Origin of the sequence: Kocuria sp. KSNUG (assembly GCF_049532735.1) — a bacterium.
Lineage (GTDB): Bacteria > Actinomycetota > Actinomycetes > Actinomycetales > Micrococcaceae > Kocuria > Kocuria rhizophila.
Genome location: NZ_CP150981.1, coordinates 1,375,876 through 1,396,353 on the forward strand (window position 1 = coordinate 1,375,876; position 20,478 = coordinate 1,396,353).

The following is a 20,478-nucleotide window of genomic DNA, read 5'->3' on the forward strand; positions in this document are numbered from 1 at the left end:
CGCATGAGCATCGACTACCGCCCCTGGCAGGAGGACGACGACCTCCGGCTGCTCGAGCTGTGGCCGGACGCCGAGTCCGCGCCCGTCCAGGCGTTCCGCGCCCGGCTGGGTGCTGCGGACCAGAGCGGGTTCACCGTGACGCTCGTGGCCACGGACGACGACGTTCCGGTCGCCGCCGGGGTCTGCTACGCCTCCGCGTGGCACCCGCAGCGGCTGTGGCTGTTCGTGGAGGTCGCACCGGACCACCGCCGCGAGGGCATCGGGCGCGAGCTGGTGTCCCGGCTGCGGGCGGCCGCCCGTGAGGCGGGTGCTCCCACCGAGGCCCTGCGCACGCGCGTGACCCCGGGCTCCACGGGGGAGGGCTTCGCCCGCTCCCTGGGCTTCGCGGATGCCATGCGCTCCCGCGTGGTGCGCGTGGACGCCGGAGCCCTGCCCGCGCCCACGCTCGGGCAGAACGCGGACGGCTCCGACGCCGAGGCCGTGGCGGACCTCGCCACCGGATCCGTGGAGCTGACCCGCGCCGTCGAGTCCTTCTACCGTGCGGTCCACGCGTGGGACCCGGTGGGGGACGTGAGCATCGGGGCGGTCAACAAGCAGTTCCTCTCGGACACCGCCGGGGCCTACGGCGCCGTGGTGCTGCGGCGCACGGCGGACGGCACCGAGGGCAGGGGCCCGATCGCGGCGTTCGCCGTGAGCTACCGCCCGTTCGACCCCGCCAACCCGCACGACGAGCCGCAACCGAACGAGGTCGCGGACGTGCTGCTCGGTTACGTGCCCGGTGCGGCTGAGGCCACCCCGGAGCAGTCCGGCGCGGCCCTGGAGACCCTGCTGGCGCTGCTCGTGAGCGACTACCCGGTGGAGCTGGAGGTGGACGACTCCATGGGCCCGCTGGTCAGCGTGGTGGACAACCTCCTGGCCGCGAACGTGGCCCGCGTGGTCACGGAGACCGAGACGCTGGTCCTGGACTAGCGCAGCCCGCGAGAGCCCTCCTGCCGCGTCCGCGGTGGGAGGGCTCTCGCGCGTCCGCGGGCCGCGCGGGACCGTGGCACGCGGCGCGCGCTCGTCGGTGCGGTGATCACCTCGCCGCACCCTGCCCCGCCTCTGGCACTCCCGGGCGGCCGCCGTGGCACCGCCTCACCCCCGCGCATGTGCTTTCCGCGGTGAGGACCGTGGTAAGACGTTCACGGACGAAAGGACCTCGATGCACGCTTCCCAGGCGCACTCCCCGCAGCACACCGGCCCCACCACGCCCGGATCCGCAGCAACCGGCACCTCCGGCGACGCCGCCGCACCGCACCGCACTGGCGCGCCCGACGCCCAGCCCATGAGCGGACGGCTGCGGTTGATCGCCACGGTGGCCACGTTCGGCGGTCTGCTGTTCGGCTACGACACCGGCGTGATCAACGGCGCGCTGCCCTCCCTGGTCACGGACATGCAGCTCACCCCGTTCCTGGAGGGGCTCGTGGCGTCCATCCTGCCGTTCGGCGCGGCCTGGGGCGCCGCGTTCGGTGGGCGGCTCGCGGACGGGTTCGGGCGGCGTCGGCTGCTCATGGTGCTCGCCGTGGTGTTCGTGGTGGCCACGGTCGGCTGCGCGCTCGCGCCCTCGGTGGGCGTTCTCGTGGCGTTCCGCGCGGTGCTGGGACTCGCGGTGGGGGCGTCCTCGGTGGTGGTGCCCGTGTTCCTCGCGGAGCTCGCCCCGGCCCCCCTGCGCGGGCGCGTGGTCGCCCAGAACGAGCTAATGATCGTGGGCGGGCAGGCGCTCGCGTTCGTGTTCAACGCGGGGCTGGCGACGGCGTTCGGTCACCTCCCGCACGTGTGGCGCTACATGCTCGTGCTCGCCACGCTGCCCGCCCTGGCGCTGTGGATCGGGATGATCGTGGTGCCCGAGTCCCCGCGCTGGCTCGCCCGGAAGGGGCGCGGCGAGGAGATGGTGCGCGTGCTGCGTCGGATCCGGGAGGACGCCTACACGTCCCAGGAGGCGGACACGGTGCGGGAGCTCGCCGCGCAGGACGCAAACCGCCCGGCAGCCAGCGTCCTGGACCTGGTGCGCGTGCCGTGGGTCCGCCGGATCTTCGGGATCGGTGCGGGCATGGCCGTGATCAACCAGATCTCCGGGATCAACGCGATCCAGTACTACGGCGTCACCGTGCTGCAGGATGCGGGATTCGGGGGCAACGGCGCGTTCTACGCGAACATCATCCCGGGCGTGGTGGGTGCCGCCGCGGTGGCCCTGGCCATGGTGCTGCTCAAGCACGTGGGGCGCCGGCCCATGCTGCTCACCGGGCTCTGCGGGACCATCGTGTCCCTGACCGCCTTCGCCCTGGTCTACCTGCTGGTCCCGGAGGGCCATCCCGCCCGGGCGTGGGCGGTGCTCGCGTGCATCGTGGTGTTCGTGGGCTTCATGCAGTGCTGCATCGGGACGGTCACGTGGCTGTACATGTCCGAGATCTTCCCGCTGTCCGTGCGCGGGGTGGGAATGGGCGCGTGCGCGTGGTTGCTGTGGATGATGACCTTCGTGGTGGGCCTGACCTTCCCGCTGCTCACCGATGCACTCGGTGTGGGGTACACCGTGCTGATCTTCGTGGCCCTGCAGCTCGTGGCGCTCGTCTGGGTGCACCGCGTGGCCCCGGAGACCAAGGACCGCACCCTGGAGGAGCTCGAGGAGCACTTCCGCGCCGCGTAGGGGACAATGGCGTGTCGCCACCGCACCACCCGACCATGTGAGGAACCGTCCGTGTCCTGTGAACCCGCCGTCGTCGCCCCGCCGGAGGAAGCCGGGTGCCCGCAGTGGGTGCCCCAGCCGGACGTCCTCGCGCGCGCCGAGCTGCTGAGCGAGCGCTTCGAGCGGGCGTACGGCCGCGCGCCGGTGGGCGTGTGGGCCGCGCCGGGCCGCGCCAACCTCATGGGGGAGTACATCGACTACTCGGGCGGGATGTGCCTGCCCTTCGCGCACCAGTACGTCACGCTCACCGCCGCCGCACCGCGCACGGACGGCGTGCTGCGAACGCTGTCCCTGCAGGACGCGGACGAGTCCGTGGCGGACCACCGGCTGCGCACCACCTCCGTGGCCGACATCGCCCCCGGGAGCATCGGCGGCTGGTTCGGCTACGCCGCCGGCGTCGCGTGGGGCATGGGGCGGGTGGCCTCGGGCCGCTCGGACCACCCCGTCGCCGTCCCCGAGCTCGCCCTGGCCCCTGACTTCGGGGCGGATCTCATGGTGGACTCCACCGTGCCCATCGGCGCGGGGCTGGCCTCCTCCGCCGCCCTGGAGTGCTCGGTCGCGCTCGCGCTGTTCTCCCTCTCCACGGGCGACGACGCCCCGGACGACCGCCTGCGCCGCGCCCTGGCCCGCGCGTGCATGGACGCCGAGAACCACATCGTGGGCGCGAATACGGGTGGGCTGGACCAGACCGCGTCCCTGCGCTCGCACGCGGGGGAGACCCTCGCCCTGGACTGCCGGGACTTCGACGCCGCGCGCCTGCCCGCCGATCCCTCCACCGCCGGTCTCACGTGGCTCGCCGTGGACACCCGCGCCCCGCACCGCCTCGCGGACGGCCAGTACAGCTCCCGGCGCGAGCAGTGCGAGGCCGCCGCCGCCGTCCTCGGTGTCGCCCGACTGAGGGACGCCCTGCCCGACCACCCCACGGACGACGACGCCGCCGCGGTTCTCGAGCGTTTCGACGCTCTCGTCTCTTCCGGGGCCGTCCTGTGCGGGGACCCGGAGGGTGTGCGGCTGCGGCTGCGGCACTCATTGACCGAGATGGTCCGCTCAGTGCGGATCGCGGACCAGCTCGCCACCACTGCTCCCGACTGGGACCTCGTGGGCCGGCTGCTCGTGGCGGGCCACGAGTCCATGCGCCTGGACTGCCAGGTCACGGTTCCCGAGCTCGACGCCGCCGTGACTGCGTGCCTCGACGCCGGGGCCCTGGGCGCCAAGGTGGTGGGCGGCGGCTTCGGCGGCTCCGTGATCGCCCTGGCCCGGGAGGACCAGCTGGACGAGCTGGCCGCCGCCGTGTGCTCGGCGTTCTCGGACCACGGCTTCCGCGACCCCCTGTTCCTGACCCTGAACCCGTCGCCCGCGGGGCGGCGAGTCCGCTAAGATTCAGCGCAGTAGCACACATGCTGAAAGGCCGAATTCTCTGTCTTGGAATTGCATGCTATACAAAACACCACATCGTAAATTGATAGCGGCGAATATTAATTATTAAGTAGTTCAAGGTCAACCAGATAAAGGTGCGTGATGACTACCCTCATTGCTAAAGTCGATCACATTACCCATGCTGGCCTCGCTATGCTGAGGTTGCCTGATGGTCGTTTGGTTGCCGGGGACAACTACGTGTCGAACCTACATCCGGAAGTGGGGGATGTACTAATCCTTGGAGACGAGTGGGGGTTCGGCTCAGACGACGACTGGGAAGCTGAAGTGGAACTAGGGGTTGTTGAGCAGGTTGTAGATGACACAGCTATCGTTCGCGGCCCTCAGGGTCTAGTCGCTCGGACGGCGCCTGAGTCTATCGGTGTATCAAATTCGGATTTAGTATTGTTCAACCGAAGTCCACGGATCTTGAAGACGCTAGGAAAGAAACCCGCGCCACCACCCCTGTTTGATGATGGGTTCAACCCCCAAAGTCTACGCAAAGCTCCGAACTTAGATCTCCGCTGGGATGATTTTGTTGGTTTCCCAGATATCAAAGAGCAGGCACACACCATGGCCGCCGTCCAAATGCGACTGGAATCTCGAAAGAAGCTGATCGACTTAGGTGTTAATCCGATTAAAGGTGTTCTGTTCCAGGGTCCGCCAGGTACAGGAAAAACATTTCTTGCTAAAATTATGGCCGCACAATCCGGTGCGGAATTTTATTTAGTCACTGCGGCATCACTTGGGGGACGGTTGGTGGGCGAAAGTGAGCAGAGACTCGAGTCCATCTACACCGATGCCGCAGCTCAGAAGATGTCGATAGTGTTTATTGATGAAATTGATGTCTTAACTAAAGATCGCGCGAATGAAAATGACAACGGTTCACGGCTGGTCAATGTGTTTTTGACAAACATGGATGGGGTCGATAGTCCCACCAATGTTATAACGGTCGGGACAACAAATCGCGTGGGAGACATTGACCGCGCGCTCAGGCGGCCAGGCCGTTTCGATCGGGAGTTGACATTCCGTAGCCCCGACCTGGAAGATCGCAAAGCCATTCTTTCTTCTGGTAATTACGTCCGGTCCGAAAATTTTGACTACGAAAAAATTGCGGATGCGACAGACGGTTGGACCGCGGCAGAAGTCGGAGCAATTTGGCAATATGCAGCCGAAATGACAGTGCTAAGTGAGCGCACTCGAATCGCTTACGATCATTTCATAATGGGGTTTGAGCGTGCTAAGTGCTCCAGGGATAGACGATTGGCTGGTAAATAATGAACAAGCTACGTGAGTGGTGGCTGAAGAGACGCCGGTCTCGGGCATTGAAAAAGATTAATAACCTGCGCCGTAAAGTGGAGCCAATCGGGGAGCTCAAGCAAATAATTTATTTAGACGCGGTGGCGCTTAGAAGCCTTTATATATCCCGTTATGGCCCGGAAGATGCGCGCATCACAATTACGAATTCCAAGACACGTGATGCGGAACTTGGTGGTTCGGTTGGTATTGCCCCTTCGGGTGTCGGGTCTGCTGGACTTGGCGGTCAATTTAAGCGTAGTACCGAGAAGGCTATACAAGTCGAACGTATTTCTTCAGAGCAGTCGCTTCTAAAAGACTTGTTGGACCGAGAGTCCATTCAGGGTGGGGGCAGCAAATTCTGGGATGCGACCATTCTGTCGGACAGGATGACCTCTACGAACCAAATTAAGCTACATCGCGGAACCATGGTTCAAATTCGTATTCGACTTCAGGCTGACATCACATTCCGCATTAGCTCCCTAGCTGATTCCATTGCGAAGTTGGCAGAATCGTCCCCGGATGTAGTCTTGTCGGGACCGTCCGAAATGTTGCAGATTGCTGATATTCTACGCCAGCTACTTCTCGAGCAGGCTCCGATTGACGCGGAATTAACCGATTGGGGTTTTTCCCCTGATCAACGTGCACTCGTCCCTGTTTCAGAAGCTTCCTTTCCCGTGCGACTCGCGGCTCTAACGGAAATCGAAAATTATTGGATTGATGTGCGTCGCGCATTGTTTGACAATGCGGAGTGCACAGCGCTGATTCGGGTTAGCGAGAATTTCCCTTCGTCTAAATGGTCTCCTGTCAAACTTTTCGATGCTGTGAGAGGCATTCCTGGGTTTAAGGAAGTCGAGGCGTCTATCGCGAAGGTGACGGATATGTTGAATACCGCTGTAGCGGCGCCGCCACCACAAAGTAATTCATTTACCCCTGCCCTTCAGTACTATGCGGATAAACGATGCCCGATTCATATTCACGATGTGATTAGCAAACAAATCCCAAGGATTGCAGAACAATATCAAACAACTTCGGATATTGCCACCGAATTTGACAAGGCTCTTGATGAAATTGATGAGTTAGCCAGGCTTGAAAGCATTTCCGCAGAAGATCCCGATGAACTTGGGCGGTGGAGGTCCGAAGCCCTTGGGCTTGTTATCAGTTTTGAGCAGCAGAACTGTGATTTCTACGACGAGAATAATGCGGTCGAGGAATCGCCTCGATATTTAGTTGGCGAAGTAATTGCCCTCTATTGGTAATTGGCTGCATTGTGGATGCCGTCTCATCTAGAGTCGGGTGATGTGTCGAACGGGAGTGCGTTCTAGATCGTTCATTTTGCGTTTGCTCTCGACTGTCGACTTGGGTACGCATCCGCCTAGCCGCCCGGAAGCGGGTGGCCTGATTTATGGCCATATGTGTTTTGCATCCCACCAGCGTTCTTGCTTGCTCGTGGTCACAAATAATTGCCATCAAAAGTTTAAGATGGAGTGGTTTGATGTTTTCTATCTGGGTATCTAGTCGCCGACTTAGGCGCGGCCTCACCGCCCGTGGGCGCGGTGACCTCGCCGAGGCCCGGGCGCTGCTCGAGGACGCCCTGCGCACCGCCCGCCTGGGTGACGCGTGGTGCGCGGCGGGTGATGCGGCGTCGTCGCTCGGGGACCTGGAACGGGACGCGGGGAACCTCACCGACGCCGAGCACCACTACCGGATCGGTGCCGTGCAGTACCGCCGGGCGGAGCGCACCGCGCGGTCCGTGCGCGGGCGGGTGCAGTGCCTGGAGGAGCTCGGGGACGTGCTGCTCGCCCTCGGGCGCCCGTGGGACGCGTACCGCGTGTTCCAGGAGGGCGCGCAGGTGGCCGGGGTGGATCCCCACCGCCCGGCCCACGCGGGTAGCACCGGGTTCGTGACCCGCGAGGACCTGCGCTGGACCTCCCACCTGGCCACGGCGGCGCAGGCGGCGGGGCGGCGTCGTGTGGCGGAGGAGCACTACGAGGCCGTGCTCAGCGGCTGCGAGTCCCGCCGGGACGTGGCCGGGCAGATCCTGTGCTGGCGTGGGCTCGCCGCGCTCGCCGCGGACCGCATGGCGTGGGCCGACGCCGCCCACGCCCTGGAGAACGCCTCCAACCTGTACTCGGCGCTGCCCGATCCGGAGGCCCACACGGACGAGTGGGTGGCGTGCCTGCGTGAGCTCGGGGCGGCGTGCAAGACCCTGGGCCGCCGGGACGAACAGGTGCGCGCGTTCAAGCTCGCGGTGCGCCTGGAGCAGATCGCCGCGTCCGAGGCCGAGCAGAACGCCTCGGGCTGAGGCGGGTCCGTGCGCTAGATGTACTGATCGGGGACGTTGATCAATCGTGAGAAGGGCGGCTGGTTGCCACAGGCCGTGCGAGGCCGGTGCTGGTCGTACTGGTGCAGCCAGTCGGGTAGGGCGTCTCGGCGTTCTTGCTCGCTGGTGTAGCAGCGGGCGTAGGCCCATCCGTCTGCCATGGTGCGGTGGAATCTCTCGACCTTGCCGTTGGTCTGGGGGCGGTACAGGCGGGTGCGCTTCGGGTTGATCGACAGGGCTTCGCAGGTCTCGCGCCATAGGTGGGACCGGTACGCGCTGCCGTTGTCCGACAAGACGCGCTCGGCGAACCAGGCGACGGTTCGGTGGAGAACGGCGGCGGTCATGGCGGTCTCGTCGTCATGCACCTCCGTGTATGCCACGCGGGGGTGGTCGTCGATGACGGTGTGCACGAACGCGTACCCGAGCTTCGGACCGCTGTACTGGTTGCGCGGCTTGCCTGGGGTGGCGGCGCGGCCGTGAGGATGCGGTGGACCGTGGACGGTGCGATACCGAGCCGGTCGGCGAGCTGTACAGGCCCTTCCCGCAACCGTATTCGCAGGCTCACGCAGCGCTTCGTCACCGGCTTCGGTGTCTTGTTTGGCGAAGACTTCGGTCGCGAAGTTCGGTCGTGCATCGACTCGCCGGCGAGGTAGCAGTCGACCCAGCGCCTCACGGTGGGCCATGAAGCTTGGAAGCGGGCCGCGACCTCATTGATCGGCTACCCGTCGTCGACAACGAGACGGGCCACTTTGAGCCGGTGGCGAGGGGTGAGGGCAGCGTTGGGGTGTGACATGGGGATCCTCGTACATGAGAGGAGCCCACCCCCGGCGGGGTGGGCTCCTGGCGGCACCTGGATCAGGCAGGGTCGACGGGGGCTACGCGCAGCAAGTTCCCATCGGGGTCTTGGGCGATGAAGGTGCGGCCGAAGACATCGTCGTGGGGTTCCTGGACGATGGTGACCCCGAGGTCGCACCAGCGTTGGTACTGCCCATCGACGACCTGGGGGCCTCCGGGGAGGTTGAGACAGACCTCGCTCGTACGCTCGGTCGTGGACGTGAGGGAGTCGGCCTTGCCGGACCACAAGGCAAGCCCCACCCCAGTTGCGACCTCGAACTCCACGAACCGGGGGCTGGTGAACCGTGGGTTCATCCCGAACAGCTTTGAGTAGAACGCGGTCGAGACGGTGACGTCCGTGACGTAGACGATGAACAGGTTGGGTGCTGGCATCAGGTCTCCTAAGTAGCGGGCGGAACACATGACTTCATCCGATCAGGCAAACCAGGCATCCAATGTCATGTTTGTTTGCGAGGATTGGGGTTCATGAGGTCCGCCCGTCTGATGTCGCTGCTGTTGCTCCTGCAGACCCACGAGCGGATGACCAGCAAGGAGCTGGCGCATCGCTTCGAGGTCTCGCAGCGCACGATCCTTCGCGACGTGGAGGCGCTGTCGGCTGCTGGCGTCCCAGTCCACACCGAACGTGGACGACACGGCGCCATTGTCCTCGACCGCCGGGCCCGACTCGATCCTGCGCGTCTGGACCCGGCCGAGGTCCAGCTGCTGACGCTCAGCGGCCTTGACCCCAAACAACTGGAGAACGTCGGCTTGCACACTGTGGGTACCCGAGCTCAGGAGAAACTCGCCGCCGTGGCCGCCCGAAGCTCTGGGGCCACTACGCAGCCCCCTCTGTCGGACATCCTGCTCATCGATCCAGCGGGCTGGTTCTCTGAAGGCCACGAGCTCGATTTGTCTGCCCTCCTCAAAGCGGCGCGCCACAAGCAGCGCGTGCGGATCCGCTACCGCCGCAGCGGACAGTCGGCCGGCCACTGGCTCGTCGTGGACCCGTACGGCATGGCCACCAAGGCCGCCACCTGGTACCTCGTCGCCGATGTCGACGGTGAGCCACGAATGTTCAATACCAGCCGCATCCAGGCCCATCAGCCATTGCCGCAGACTGCAGTGCTGCGCCCGGGTCAGGACCTCCGCACTGTCTGGGCGGGTCTGCTGGACGACTTCCAGCCGGTCCCGGCGGTGGAGGTGCGAGCACTGCTGCGCTCCACCCGGCTGGATCTAGCGCGTCGCATCCTCGGTACACGCCTCGTAGCCGCCACTGCCGCCGACGCAGAGTGGAGCTCGATCGTCGTGCAGTACCCGGACGTCGAGTCCGTCCGGCAACTCCTCCAGTTCGCGGACCACATCCGCGTCCTGCACCCCAACGAGGCAGTCGAACGGATCCATAGCTTGGCTGACGAACTAACGCAGAATCACCCGAAGTAAGGCTCGACCAACGTCCCCGGTCCGTACGGCTAGAGGGCGCGGGTGCGGTGCTGGGCCGGGCGGCGTCGCCGTCCCCGCGTGCGGGGAGACAACCCACGGGGCCGCGGCCCGTTGCGCGCAGGTGAGACAATGTCAGGCGATGAGCACCGAGACGACTGAGACCGCGGACCGCGAACCGGCCGTGCTGAACCTGAAGCCGCTGCACCTTGGACCGTTGACCATCGACGTTCCCGTGGTGCTGGCACCCATGGCCGGGGTGACCAACAAGTCCTTCCGCAAGCTGTGCCGCGAGTACGGCGGGGGTCTGTACGTGACGGAGATGGTCACGGCGCGCGCCCTCGTGGAGCGGCGGCCGGAGTCCCTGCGGATCATCCACCACGACCCGGACGAGACCCCGCGCTCCATCCAGATCTACGGCGTGGACGCCGTGAACGTGGGCAAGGCCGTGCGGATGGTCGCGCAGGAGGACCGTGCGGACCACATCGACCTCAATTTCGGCTGCCCCGTGCCCAAGGTCACCAAGCGCGGCGGCGGCTCCGCCCTGCCGTGGAAGACGGACCTGTTCCGCGCGATCGTGAGCACCGCGGTGCGCGAGGCCGGGGACATTCCCGTGACGGTGAAGATGCGCATCGGCATCGACGACGAGCACCAGACCTACCTGGATGCCGGGCGCATGGCCCGGGACGAGGGCGTGGCCGCCGTCGCCCTGCACGGGCGCACGCTGGAGCAGCACTACTCGGGCACGGCGAACTGGGACGCGATCGCCCGGCTGCGCGAGGCCCTTCCGGACATTCCCGTGCTCGGCAACGGGGACATCTTCTCCGCCGAGGACGCGGTGCGGATGGTCGAGCACACGGGCGTGGACGGCGTCGTCGTGGGCCGCGGCTGCCAGGGACGGCCGTGGCTGTTCGGGGACCTGCAGGCCGCGTTCGAGGGCAGCCCGCGCCGCTTCCGGCCGGGCGTGCGCAAGGTCGCGGACACCGTGTACCGCCACGCGGAGCTGCTCACCGAGGAGTTCGGGGACGAGGCCAAGGGCTGCCGCGAGATCCGCAAGCACGTGTCCTGGTACTTCAAGGGCTACCCCGTGGGCGGCGAGCTGCGGGCCAAGATGGCGCAGGTCCCGGACCTCGCCGCGCTGCGCGAGCTGCTGGACCAGCTGGACCTGGACGCCCCCTACCCGGGTGCGGACGTGGAGGGGCCCCGCGGGCGCGCGGGCTCGCCCAAGAAGCCTCACCTGCCGGACGGCTGGCTGTCCTCGCGGATCCTGGGCGACGCCGAACGGCTGGGTCTCGTGGACGCCGAACTCGACGTCTCGGGAGGCTGAGCGCCGTGCACACCCCTGACCGCCTGGGCATTCTGGCCCCCGGCTACGAGCCCTCGGACACCGAGCGCTACGTCAGCGAGGACCACCACAACCGCCACCGCAGCCACTTCGAACGTGACCGCGCGCGCGTGCTGCACAGCTCCGCGCTGCGCCGGCTCGCGGCCAAGACGCAGGTGGTGGCGCCGCAGACCGACGACTTCGTGCGCAACCGCCTCACCCACTCGCTGGAGGTCGCGCAGATCGGGCGGGAGCTCGGCAAGGCGCTGGGCTGCGACCCGGACGTGGTGGACGCCGCGTGCCTGTCCCACGACCTCGGCCACCCGCCCTTCGGCCACAACGGGGAGACGGTGCTCGCGCAGCTGACCCGGGGGATCGGGGGCTTCGAGGGCAACGCGCAGACACTGCGGCTGCTCGTGCGGCTGGAGCCCAAGCTCGTGACGCCCTCGGGGGACCCCGCCGGGCTGAACCTCACACGCGCCACGCTGGACGCCACGTGCAAGTACCCGTGGTCCGCCGCGGACGCCCCGCCGCGGGCGGACGGGCGCCCCAACCGGAAGTTCGGCGCGTACGAGGACGACCTCCCCGTGTTCGAGTGGTTCCGCGAGGGCGCTGTGGAGAGCCGCAAGTGCCTGGAGGCGCAGGTCATGGACCTCGCGGACGACATCTCCTACAGCGTGCACGACGTGGAGGACGCCGTGGCCGCCCACGCACTGCAGCTGGACCTGCTGGCCGAGCCCACCCAGCGCGGGCGGGTCATCGAGTGCACGCGCGGCTGGTACCTCCCGGACGCCACGGACGAGGAGCTCGACGCCGCCCTGCGCCGCCTCGAGGCCACGGCGGCCTGGGTGCCGCGCATGGATGGCACCCGCGGGGACCTCGCGCGGCTCAAGAACATGACCAGCCAGCTCATCGGACGCTTCGCGATGTCCGCGGTGGAGGCCACCCGGGAGGTCGCCGGGGAGGACCGGCTCACCCGCTACCGGGCGTCCCTCGTGGTGCCCCGGGAGACGGAGCTGGAGATCGGCGTGCTCAAGGGCATCGCCACCGCGTTCGTGATGACCGTGCGGGACGCCATGCCCCTGTACGAGAATCAGCACGAGATCCTCACCATCCTGGTGGAGGCCCTCATGGAGACCGACGGCCGGTTCCTCTCCCCGGAGTTCGCCGCGGACTGGCGGGCAGTGGCGGACGGGCCGGGGGCGGAGGCCGCCAGGCTGCGGCTCGTGGTGGACCAGATCGCGTGCCTCACGGACCACTCGGCCGTGGCGCTGCACGACAGGATCCGGGGCACCAACTGGCGCACGGGGGACAAGCCGCTCTGGTGAGCGGGCGCCCTGCACACCCGCCCGGGCGGCGTCGTCCGCGGTTTGACGGGGTGCCTAAACTGGCCCAGTGGCCGGACTGATCAAGCGTGAAGACATCGACGAGGTTCGCGCGCGCACGGACATCCGCGAGGTCGTCGAGCAGTACGTGACGCTCAAGCCCGCGGGGATCGGCTCCTACAAGGGGCTGTGCCCGTTCCACGACGAGCGCTCGCCGTCCTTCCACGTGCGCCCGCAGATGGGCACCTACCACTGCTTCGGCTGCGACGAGTCCGGGGACGTCATCGCGTTCCTCATGGAGATGGACCACACCCCGTTCACGGAGACCGTGGAGCGGCTGGCCGCGCGCATCGGCTACGAGCTGCACTACGAGCAGGGCGGCGCACCCAACCGCGAGGAGGTGGGCCGCCGCCAACGTCTGCTGGACGCCCACAAGGTGGCCGCCGAGTACTTCCAGCGCAACCTCTACACCCGCCAGGCCGCCGCCGCCCAGAAGTTCCTGGGGGAGCGCGGCTTCGACCAGGACGCCGCCCGCACCTACGGGGTGGGCTACGCGCCGCAGGGCTGGTCACACCTGCTGAACCACCTGCGCAAGCAGGGGTTCACGGAGCAGGAGCTCAAGCTCACCGGCATGTTCTCGGAGGGCAACCGCGGGCTCTACGACCGCTTCCGTGGTCGGCTCATCTGGCCCATCCGAGCGGTGGCCGGGGAGGTCATCGGCTTCGGGGCGCGCAAGCTCTACGAGGACGACCAGGGCCCCAAGTACCTCAACACCCCCGAGACGCAGCTCTACAAGAAGTCCCAGGTGCTCTACGGCATCGACCTGGCCAAGCGGCCCATCGCCAAGACCAAGCAGGTGGTGGTGGTGGAGGGCTACACGGACGTCATGGCGTGCCACCTGGCCGGGGTCTCCACGGCGGTGGCCACGTGCGGCACGGCGTTCGGACCGGAGCACATCAAGATCGTGCGCCGCTTCCTCTCGGACGACTCCGCCGGCGGCGAGGTGGTCTTCACGTTCGACGGCGACGCCGCCGGGCAGAAGGCTGCGCTGCGCGCCTTCCAGGAGGACCAGCGGTTCGTGGCCCAGACCTACGTGGCCGTGGAGCCGCACGGCATGGACCCGTGCGACCTCCGCCTGGCCCGCGGGGACGTGGCCGTGCGGGACCTCGTGGAGACGCGCACCCCGCTGTTCGAGTTCGCGCTGCGGGCCACCATCAAGGAGTACGACGTCAACAGCCTCGAGGGGCGGTTGCGCGCCATGCGGGCGTGCGCGCCCATCGTGGCTCAAATCCGCGACCCCTCCCTGCGCCCGGCCTACGCGCGGGAGCTCTCGGGGTGGCTCGGGATCGAGACGGACGAGGTGATGCGCGCGGTGACGGCCGCGGCGAAGTCCGCGCAGCGCGGCGGCCCGGGATCTGCTGGCTCAGGGCCCTCCGGCCCTTCCGGCCAGGGGCCCGCGGGTTCGGGGCGTTCTGGAGCAGGACCGGCCGGTTCCGGGTACGACGGCGCTCGCGGCCGGCAGCAGGCCCAGGTCCCCTCGCGCGGGGGAGCGGACCACGACCCGCAGGCATCGCGGGGAGCGGCCGGCACTCACGATGGTTCCCCCGAAGAGCCGCGCACCGTGGAGCTCCCCGATCCCCGGGAGCCGGTGTCCCGCATGGAGCGTGAGGCGCTGGAAGTGGTGCTGCAGGTCCCGGACCTCGTGCCGCTGGCCTACTGGGGGCACTTCGAGTCCGCGGGCATGACGTACCGGGTGCACCAGGTCATGCACGACGCCGTGGTGGGTGCCCGCGCGGACCTGGGAGAGGGTGTCCAGGGCGGCCGGGTGTGGCTGGAAGCCGTGCGGAACCACCTGCCCGAACCCCTGCACGGCTACCTGGCGCAACTGTCCGTCACACCGCTGCCCGCGGCCACCGAGCAGCAGATGCGCAACTACGCGGTGGGGGTCATCACCTCGCTCGTGGAGATGCACATCAACCGGGAGAAGTCCGACAAGCTCGCGCACCTCAACCGGCTCAACGCCCAGCGCGAGCCGGACCTCTACCAGCAGCTCAACCGCGAGCTGCTGGACCTGGAGCTGCAGCGGCGCAGCCTCATGGGGGTCTGACTCACGGCGGGCTGCCGGTGGCCAGCGTCCGATCCCCACGGACCCCCACCCGGTGGGCTGCGGACCCGGGAACGGCTCGCCCGGGCGATTTGAGGAAGCCCGGCGGGAGCTGTAAAGTATCGTCTCGTTGCGCAGCAACATGTGCATTCCCCCGTAGCTCAATTGGCAGAGCATTCGACTGTTAATCGAAGGGTTACTGGTTCGAGTCCAGTCGGGGGAGCAAGCAAGCCGGGTCTGACCTGCGGAGACGCAGAACGGGCCCGGCTTTCTCCATGTTTGGAGACGCTCGTGGTGGCGGATTGGTCACGGATTCGTGCGTAGCTCTCGGGGCCCGTGGACTCCGAGTAGGGCACCGATACAGTGAACTTCTGTTGCAGTTTCGCAACTCCATGACCACGACAGGCGGGTGACCCGGTTCCATGACCCTCGCGTCCCGCCGTCTCGCGGCGCTGATCGCCGTCCTCTACTCCACCTGGCTCGTTGCGCCACTGCTCGATCCGCAGCTGCACCCCTGGACCTCCTACGCCTCCGAGTACTTCGTGGCGGACCGCCCTGCCGCCACACTCCTGCGCACCACGGACGGGGTGGCCGGGATGCTGATGGTCGTGATGGCGGTGCTCTCCTACGCCCGGGCCCGGACGCTGTGGCGCGGGCTGCCCGGCGGGTTCGGTGGGCTGGACGCCTCTCGGCCCACGCGGCGTCGTGCGCGGTGGGCCGTGCGGGTGTGGTGCGCGGCGCTGGCCGTGGCGGGTGCGGCCACGGTGGTGGACGCCATCAATCCCATGACGTGCGCGCCCTCGGTCTCACCCGAGTGCGCCGCCGCCGAAGCCGCGGGAACGCTGCCGCTGCAGCACCACATGCACACCGCATCCTCCGCCGTGGCGGGAACGGCGTTCGTCGTGGCCATGCTCGCGTCGCTGGTGCTGAGCACCGCCGCGGACCGCGTGACCCGGATCGCCAGCTGGGTGGGCGTCGTGACCATCGCCCTGTCCGCGGTGGACGCCCTGCTCACCAGGATTCCCACCGAGGGGATCACCCAGCGGATCTCGATGGTGGCCATCGTCGTCTGGCTCGTGGCCGCCGCCGGGTTGCCGGTCGTGGAACGGGTGGGGGTCGCGAGACGGGCGGTGTCCGCGTGAACCGGGACACCGCGGCACTGTGGCGGGAGCACCTGAGGGAGCACATGGTCGGGGGCGCTCCCGCCCGGGTGCTCGACGTAGGCTCCGGCCCTGTGGTGCTGTGCGCTTCCGGCGTGGCCTCGGTGCTCTGGGACTGGGTTCCCGTGGTCGAGCTGCTGCGCGGGGATCACCGTGTGATCGTCCTCGACCGCCCCGGGTACGCCCCCGGTCAGGACGTGGCCAAGACCCTCCCGGACCTGGACACCGAGGCGGCCCGGCTGCTCGCGGTCCTCGACACTCTGGGTGTCGCCGGGCCGGTCACCGCCGTGGGCCACTCCTTCGGCGCAGCGGTCGTGGAGGCCGCGGCGCGTCTGCAGCCCGGACGGCTGGCCTCACTGGTGTTCCTGGACGGCTCCGTTCCCGAGGCCGAGGGCGCGGACCCCGACCACGACGGCGCCCGGGCCGCGCACCGGTTCCGCCACGGCACCCACCCCGTGATCCGCTCCCGCTCCGCACGCCGCATCTGGCGGGCGGTGGGCCCCGCCCTGTCCGCGGCCCTGGTCCCGGGCCGACGCCGCGTGGCCCACCACCTGGGCGGCCTGCGGTCCGAGGGTGCCGCCGCGAGCACTCTGCTGGCGTCCCTGCGCGAGCTCGCGGGCTACGTCTCCTGCATGAACCGGCTCCGCGAGCTGCGCGAGCAGAATCCCCTGGATCCGCACGTGCCCCTCACGGTCGTGGCCGCCAACGGGCTCCTGCCCCGCCCGGGGCTCTCCCGGTGGGTGCGCCAGGTCCTGGCCCAGGCCGGGCAGCTGGCGCGCGAGACCGCGGTGCGCCGAGTGGTGCTGTCCCGCAGCGGGCACTTCGTGATGCTCGACCAGCCGCGCCGCACCGCCGAACTGATCGCCCAGGCCGTGCCCCGCTGACGCCCCGGCGAACGACGCCGCCCGCTCGCCGGGCTCTGTTCGACGAGTCCTGCTCGGCAGATGTGCCGGCACACGCAGCCGTCCGCTCGCCAGGCCCCGCTCGAAGAGTCCTGCTCGGCTAACGTGCCGACCAACGCTGTCGCCCGTCCGTTCCGCGCTCGTGCCCCGGACGACGGCGCGCGGGCGGCCCGGGCACCCGCCCGACCGTGTTCCCACCGGCGCCCCGGAGCCGCACGCCTCGCCCGTCCATGGGGGCCGTCTCCGCACATCGTTCGTTGCCGACCACTCTGGGCGCAGGGGGCGATTTGGCTGTCGTAAATGAGAATGATTATCATTACAGCGCTATGCACACGACGCCCCGATTCTCACCCCGCGCCCACGCGCTGCTGGTGCTCGCGCTGCTCGTAGCGCTGGGCGTCTCCGTCCCCGTGGCCGTCTCGTGGGGTGCCGCGGAGATTCCGGTGGCGGACACCGCCCGGTTCTTCTGGGCCGCGCTGACCGGCGGCGCAATCCCTGCGGCGGACTTCACCGACTACACCGTGGTGCTGCAGATCCGCACCCCGCGGGTGCTGCTCGCCGCGGTGGTGGGAGCGGGGCTGAGCGTACTGGGCATCGCGGCGCAGGCCATGGTGCGCAACCCCCTGGCGGACCCCTTCATCCTGGGGATCTCCTCCGGCGCGGCCGTGGGCGCGAGCGCCGTCGTCTCCTGGGGACTGTTCTCCGCGCTCGGGGGACTCGCGCTGAGTGCGGCCGCGTTCCTGGGGGCGCTGGCGGCGTCGGTGCTCGTGTACCTGCTGTCCCGCGCCCCGGGCGGGGTGGCGCCCGTGCGGCTGATCCTCACGGGCGTGGTGCTCTCGTTCGGGTTCCAGGCGCTGATGTCCGCCATCGTCTTCTTCGACGCCAAGGGCGACGCCGCCCGCACCGTCATGTTCTGGATGCTCGGCTCCCTGGGCGCGGCCACGTGGCAGCAGCTTCCCCCGCCGGTCGCGGCCACCGCGCTGTGCCTCGTGTGGCTCGCGTGGCGCGCCCAGGACCTGGACACCCTGTCCATGGGGGACGGCTCCGCTGCGAGCCTGGGCGTGGACCCGGACCGGATGCGCGTGCAACTGTTCGCGCTCACGGTCCTGGGTACCGCCACCCTGGTCTCGGTCGCGGGAACCATTGGCTTCGTGGGACTGGTGGTCCCGCACGCCACCCGCATCGTGCTGGGCCCGGCCCACCGGCGCGCCGTGGTGGTGGCCCCGCTCGTGGGTGCGCTGTTCATGGTGTGGGTGGACCTGCTCAGCCGCGTGGCCGTGCCGCCCCGTGAGCTGCCGCTCGGCGTGGTCACCGCCCTGATCGGCGTGCCGGTGTTCCTCGTGCTGATGCGCCGCGCCGGCTACGTCTTCGGAGGCTCCCGGTGAGGGCGCCCGCACCGCGGCACACGGCCGCGGCGGCGAACGAGCTCGCGCCGGGCACGACGCCGCCCGGTCCGGCCCCCGCAGGCACCTCGCCTTTCGGCCACGGCCCCGGAGGCGCCGCGCCTCGCGGCCCGGACCTCGAAGGCACCGCGCCGTCATGCCAGGCCGCCGACGTTTCCGGGCAGGCCACCGCCGCTCCCGTGGGCACCCCGCCGCGCGGGACCGGTCTGGAGCTGCAGGAGCTGCGGCTCGACGTCGCCGGGCGCACCGTGGTGGCGGGCCTCACCCTGCGGGTGGCGCCGGGGGAGGTGGTGGGGCTGGTCGGTCCCAACGGCTGCGGGAAGTCCACCGTGCTCAAGGCCCTCTACCGGGCCCTGCGCCCGTGCGGCGGGGCCGTGCTGATCGACGGCGAGTCCCTGCACGGGATGCGCTTCCGGGACTCGGCCGCGCAGATCGCGGCGCTGCCCCAGGACGAGCGGAGCGAGCTGGACTTCCTGGTCGCGGAGGTCGTGCGCCTGGGTGCGGTGGCCAACCCGCGCCTGCGCGCGGAGGAGCTGGGCGGCGTCGTGCGGGATGCGATGAACCGCGCGGGCGTGGCGGACCTGGCCCACCGCAGCGTCCTGGGACTCTCCGGGGGCGAGCGCCAGCGGGTGCTCATCGCCCGCGCCCTGGCCCAGCGCACCCCGTACCTGCTGCTGGACGAGCCGACCAACCACCTGGACCTGCGCCACCAGACGGACCTGCTCCGCACCCTGCGCGGCCCCGCCGGGACCGGCCCTGCCGTGCTGCTGGCCCTGCACGACCTCAACCTGGCCGCCGCGCTGTGCGACCGGATCGTGGTGCTCGCCGAGGGGCGGGTGGTGGCCGACGCCCCCGCCCACGAGGCCCTGGACCCGGACACCGTGGAGCGCGTCTACGGCGTGCGGCCCCTGCTGATCACCCGTCCCGACACCGGGACACCCCATCTGCTGTTCCCCATCGACCGAGAGGACCCCTCATGAGAACACCCCCTGGCTCCGGCACCCACGGCGTCGAGCGCCCGATCGGCGGCGCCGTCATGCCCGAGACCCGCCGCCCACACCTGCACCGGGACGGTGCGACGGCCCGGCAGGCGCGGACGACCGGCGCTGCGGACGGGCCGGGCGGCGTCGTGCACCGCGGCGCACCCCGGCGCGGCCGGGCGCTGACCCGCCGCGGCGCGCCCCTGGCCGTGGGACTGGTGGCGAGCCTGCTGCTCACCGGCTGCGGCGCGCAGGTCCAGAAGGACGCGGCGTCGGGCGCGGAGAAGACCATCGAGAACTGCGGGCGCAGCAGCACGTACCCCACCCCGCAGAAGGCCGTGGCGTACGACGTCTCGGCCATCGAGAAGATGTTCTCGCTCGGGCTCGCGGAGCAGATGCGGGGAATCGTGCTCCCGCAGACCGTGAGCAGCGTGATCGAGAAGTCCCCCTACAAGGAGGACTACGGCAGGACCGAGACCATCTCCGACACGGTGCTGGGCCAGGAGGCCGTGGTCAGCGCGCAGGCGGACTGGGTCTTCGCCGGCTGGCAGGCCGGGTTCAGCGAGGCCCGCGGGGTCACGCCGGACTCACTCCAGGGCGTGGGGATCAACTCCTACATGCAGCACGAGACCTGCAAGGGCTACCAGGGGGACACCTCCGACCCCGATCCGCTGGACGCCACGAACGCGGACCTCAAGGACCTGGGGACGATCTTCGGCGTCGAGGACCGCGCGCAGGAGCTCGTGGGGCAGCTGGAGGAGAAGCGGCGCGCCCTGCAGGAGGCACCGCGTCCCGAGAACCCGGCCCGCGTGTTCGTCTACGACTCCGGAACCTCCGAGCCCTACACCGCGGGCAGGCGGACCGCCCTCAACGGGATGGTGGAGCTGGCCGGCGCCACCTCCGTCACCAAGGATCTCGACGCCCGCTGGGACACCGTGGGTTGGGAGTCGGTGGTCACGAGCGAACCCCAGGCGATCGTGGTGGTCGACTACAACAAGCAGCCCGTGCAGGAGAAGCTCGACTACCTCAAGAACGAGTCCCCGGTGAAGGACTCGCCCGCCGTGAAGAACGGGAACATCTACGTGATGGACTACGGGGAGGCCGTCTCGAGCCCCCGCAACATGGACGGCGCCCAGAAGCTCGCCGACTACCTGCGTTCCAAGGGGCTGCGGTGAGCGGGGCGGGGGCGCGCGCCGGAGAACGGGGAGTGGACCCGCCGGCTGCCCGTGACCGTCTGCCCCACGGGCGGGCGGGG

Annotated in this window: 16 protein-coding genes, 1 tRNA gene and 1 pseudogene; 16 read left to right on the forward strand and 2 right to left on the reverse strand. The window is 68.9% G+C overall.

Going from position 1 to position 20,478, the window contains the following annotated elements:
* The first annotated feature begins 3 nt into the window (after positions 1-3).
* The 6 genes from AABM36_RS05900 (at position 4) to AABM36_RS05925 (ending at position 7,736) form a co-directional block, all read left to right on the forward strand.
* A complete protein-coding gene (locus AABM36_RS05900; RefSeq protein WP_423447869.1) occupies positions 4-969 on the forward strand; it encodes a GNAT family N-acetyltransferase in 966 nt (321 codons plus the stop codon).
* 232 nt (positions 970-1,201) lie between these two features.
* On the forward strand, positions 1,202-2,683 hold the full coding sequence (locus AABM36_RS05905) for a sugar porter family MFS transporter (protein ID WP_423447871.1): 1,482 nt from the start codon (positions 1,202-1,204) through the stop codon (positions 2,681-2,683).
* 51 nt (positions 2,684-2,734) lie between these two features.
* Positions 2,735-4,099, forward strand: a complete 1,365-nt coding sequence (locus AABM36_RS05910) for a galactokinase (RefSeq protein ID WP_423447873.1) — start codon at positions 2,735-2,737, stop codon at positions 4,097-4,099.
* Between the two features lie 141 nt (positions 4,100-4,240).
* On the forward strand, positions 4,241-5,413 hold the full coding sequence (locus AABM36_RS05915; protein WP_423447875.1) for an ATP-binding protein: 1,173 nt from the start codon (positions 4,241-4,243) through the stop codon (positions 5,411-5,413).
* 47 nt (positions 5,414-5,460) lie between these two features.
* Positions 5,461-6,690, forward strand: a complete 1,230-nt coding sequence (locus AABM36_RS05920; protein WP_423445239.1) for a DUF6414 family protein — start codon at positions 5,461-5,463, stop codon at positions 6,688-6,690.
* Between the two features lie 236 nt (positions 6,691-6,926).
* Positions 6,927-7,736, forward strand: a complete 810-nt coding sequence (locus AABM36_RS05925) for a hypothetical protein (protein WP_423445241.1) — start codon at positions 6,927-6,929, stop codon at positions 7,734-7,736.
* Between the two features lie 14 nt (positions 7,737-7,750).
* Here the strand turns inward: AABM36_RS05925 and AABM36_RS05930 are convergent.
* Positions 7,751-8,547 (reverse strand): annotated as a pseudogene (locus tag AABM36_RS05930) (integrase core domain-containing protein).
* 62 nt (positions 8,548-8,609) lie between these two features.
* Positions 8,610-8,981 carry a VOC family protein gene (locus AABM36_RS05935; protein WP_019310071.1) on the reverse strand — a complete coding sequence of 124 codons (372 nt, stop codon included), beginning with the start codon at positions 8,979-8,981 and terminating at the stop codon, positions 8,610-8,612.
* Between the two features lie 111 nt (positions 8,982-9,092).
* On the opposite strand from AABM36_RS05935, the gene AABM36_RS05940 reads away from it, so the two are divergent.
* From AABM36_RS05940 to AABM36_RS05985, 10 genes are all read left to right on the forward strand, one after another.
* Complete coding sequence (locus AABM36_RS05940; RefSeq protein ID WP_237708727.1) at positions 9,093-10,028, forward strand: helix-turn-helix transcriptional regulator; 936 nt, start codon at positions 9,093-9,095, stop codon at positions 10,026-10,028.
* A gap of 139 nt (positions 10,029-10,167) precedes the next feature.
* Positions 10,168-11,352 carry a tRNA dihydrouridine synthase DusB gene (gene dusB, locus AABM36_RS05945; protein ID WP_019310069.1) on the forward strand — a complete coding sequence of 395 codons (1,185 nt, stop codon included), beginning with the start codon at positions 10,168-10,170 and terminating at the stop codon, positions 11,350-11,352.
* 5 nt (positions 11,353-11,357) lie between these two features.
* Complete coding sequence (locus AABM36_RS05950) at positions 11,358-12,677, forward strand: deoxyguanosinetriphosphate triphosphohydrolase (RefSeq protein WP_019310068.1); 1,320 nt, start codon at positions 11,358-11,360, stop codon at positions 12,675-12,677.
* A 67-nt stretch (positions 12,678-12,744) separates the two neighbouring features.
* The gene (gene dnaG / locus AABM36_RS05955) at positions 12,745-14,781 is read left to right on the forward strand and encodes a DNA primase (RefSeq protein WP_019310067.1); all 2,037 of its coding nucleotides are present in this window, start codon (positions 12,745-12,747) and stop codon (positions 14,779-14,781) included.
* Between the two features lie 147 nt (positions 14,782-14,928).
* Positions 14,929-15,001, forward strand: a tRNA-Asn gene (locus AABM36_RS05960).
* A gap of 199 nt (positions 15,002-15,200) precedes the next feature.
* Entirely contained in the window at positions 15,201-15,920 is a 720-nt protein-coding gene (locus AABM36_RS05965) for a DUF998 domain-containing protein (RefSeq protein WP_019310066.1), read from the forward strand.
* Positions 15,917-16,822 carry an alpha/beta fold hydrolase gene (locus AABM36_RS05970; RefSeq protein WP_019310065.1) on the forward strand — a complete coding sequence of 302 codons (906 nt, stop codon included), beginning with the start codon at positions 15,917-15,919 and terminating at the stop codon, positions 16,820-16,822. The genes AABM36_RS05965 and AABM36_RS05970 overlap by 4 nt, the downstream gene beginning before the upstream one ends.
* Positions 16,823-17,166: 344 nt before the next feature.
* Positions 17,167-18,225, forward strand: coding sequence for a FecCD family ABC transporter permease (locus tag AABM36_RS05975; protein WP_145000805.1), 1,059 nt, complete (start codon positions 17,167-17,169; stop codon positions 18,223-18,225).
* Positions 18,226-18,422: 197 nt separating this feature from the next.
* Complete coding sequence (locus AABM36_RS05980) at positions 18,423-19,223, forward strand: ABC transporter ATP-binding protein (RefSeq protein ID WP_019310063.1); 801 nt, start codon at positions 18,423-18,425, stop codon at positions 19,221-19,223.
* Positions 19,220-20,398 carry an ABC transporter substrate-binding protein gene (locus AABM36_RS05985; protein ID WP_423445245.1) on the forward strand — a complete coding sequence of 393 codons (1,179 nt, stop codon included), beginning with the start codon at positions 19,220-19,222 and terminating at the stop codon, positions 20,396-20,398. Before AABM36_RS05980 ends, AABM36_RS05985 begins: the two co-directional genes overlap by 4 nt.
* Positions 20,399-20,478: the final 80 nt, after the last annotated feature.

Coding starts and splice junctions, on each gene's coding strand:
- AABM36_RS05900 (WP_423447869.1), top strand. CDS start 4: ATGAGCATCGACTACCGCCCCTGGCAGGAGGACGACGACCTCCGGCTG.
- AABM36_RS05905 (WP_423447871.1), top strand. CDS start 1,202: ATGCACGCTTCCCAGGCGCACTCCCCGCAGCACACCGGCCCCACCACG.
- AABM36_RS05915 (WP_423447875.1), top strand. CDS start 4,241: ATGACTACCCTCATTGCTAAAGTCGATCACATTACCCATGCTGGCCTC.
- AABM36_RS05925 (WP_423445241.1), top strand. CDS start 6,927: ATGTTTTCTATCTGGGTATCTAGTCGCCGACTTAGGCGCGGCCTCACC.
- AABM36_RS05935 (WP_019310071.1), bottom strand. CDS start 8,981: ATGCCAGCACCCAACCTGTTCATCGTCTACGTCACGGACGTCACCGTC.
- AABM36_RS05940 (WP_237708727.1), top strand. CDS start 9,093: ATGTCGCTGCTGTTGCTCCTGCAGACCCACGAGCGGATGACCAGCAAG.
- dusB (WP_019310069.1), top strand. CDS start 10,168: ATGAGCACCGAGACGACTGAGACCGCGGACCGCGAACCGGCCGTGCTG.
- AABM36_RS05965 (WP_019310066.1), top strand. CDS start 15,201: ATGACCCTCGCGTCCCGCCGTCTCGCGGCGCTGATCGCCGTCCTCTAC.
- AABM36_RS05975 (WP_145000805.1), top strand. CDS start 17,167: ATGCACACGACGCCCCGATTCTCACCCCGCGCCCACGCGCTGCTGGTG.
- AABM36_RS05985 (WP_423445245.1), top strand. CDS start 19,220: ATGAGAACACCCCCTGGCTCCGGCACCCACGGCGTCGAGCGCCCGATC.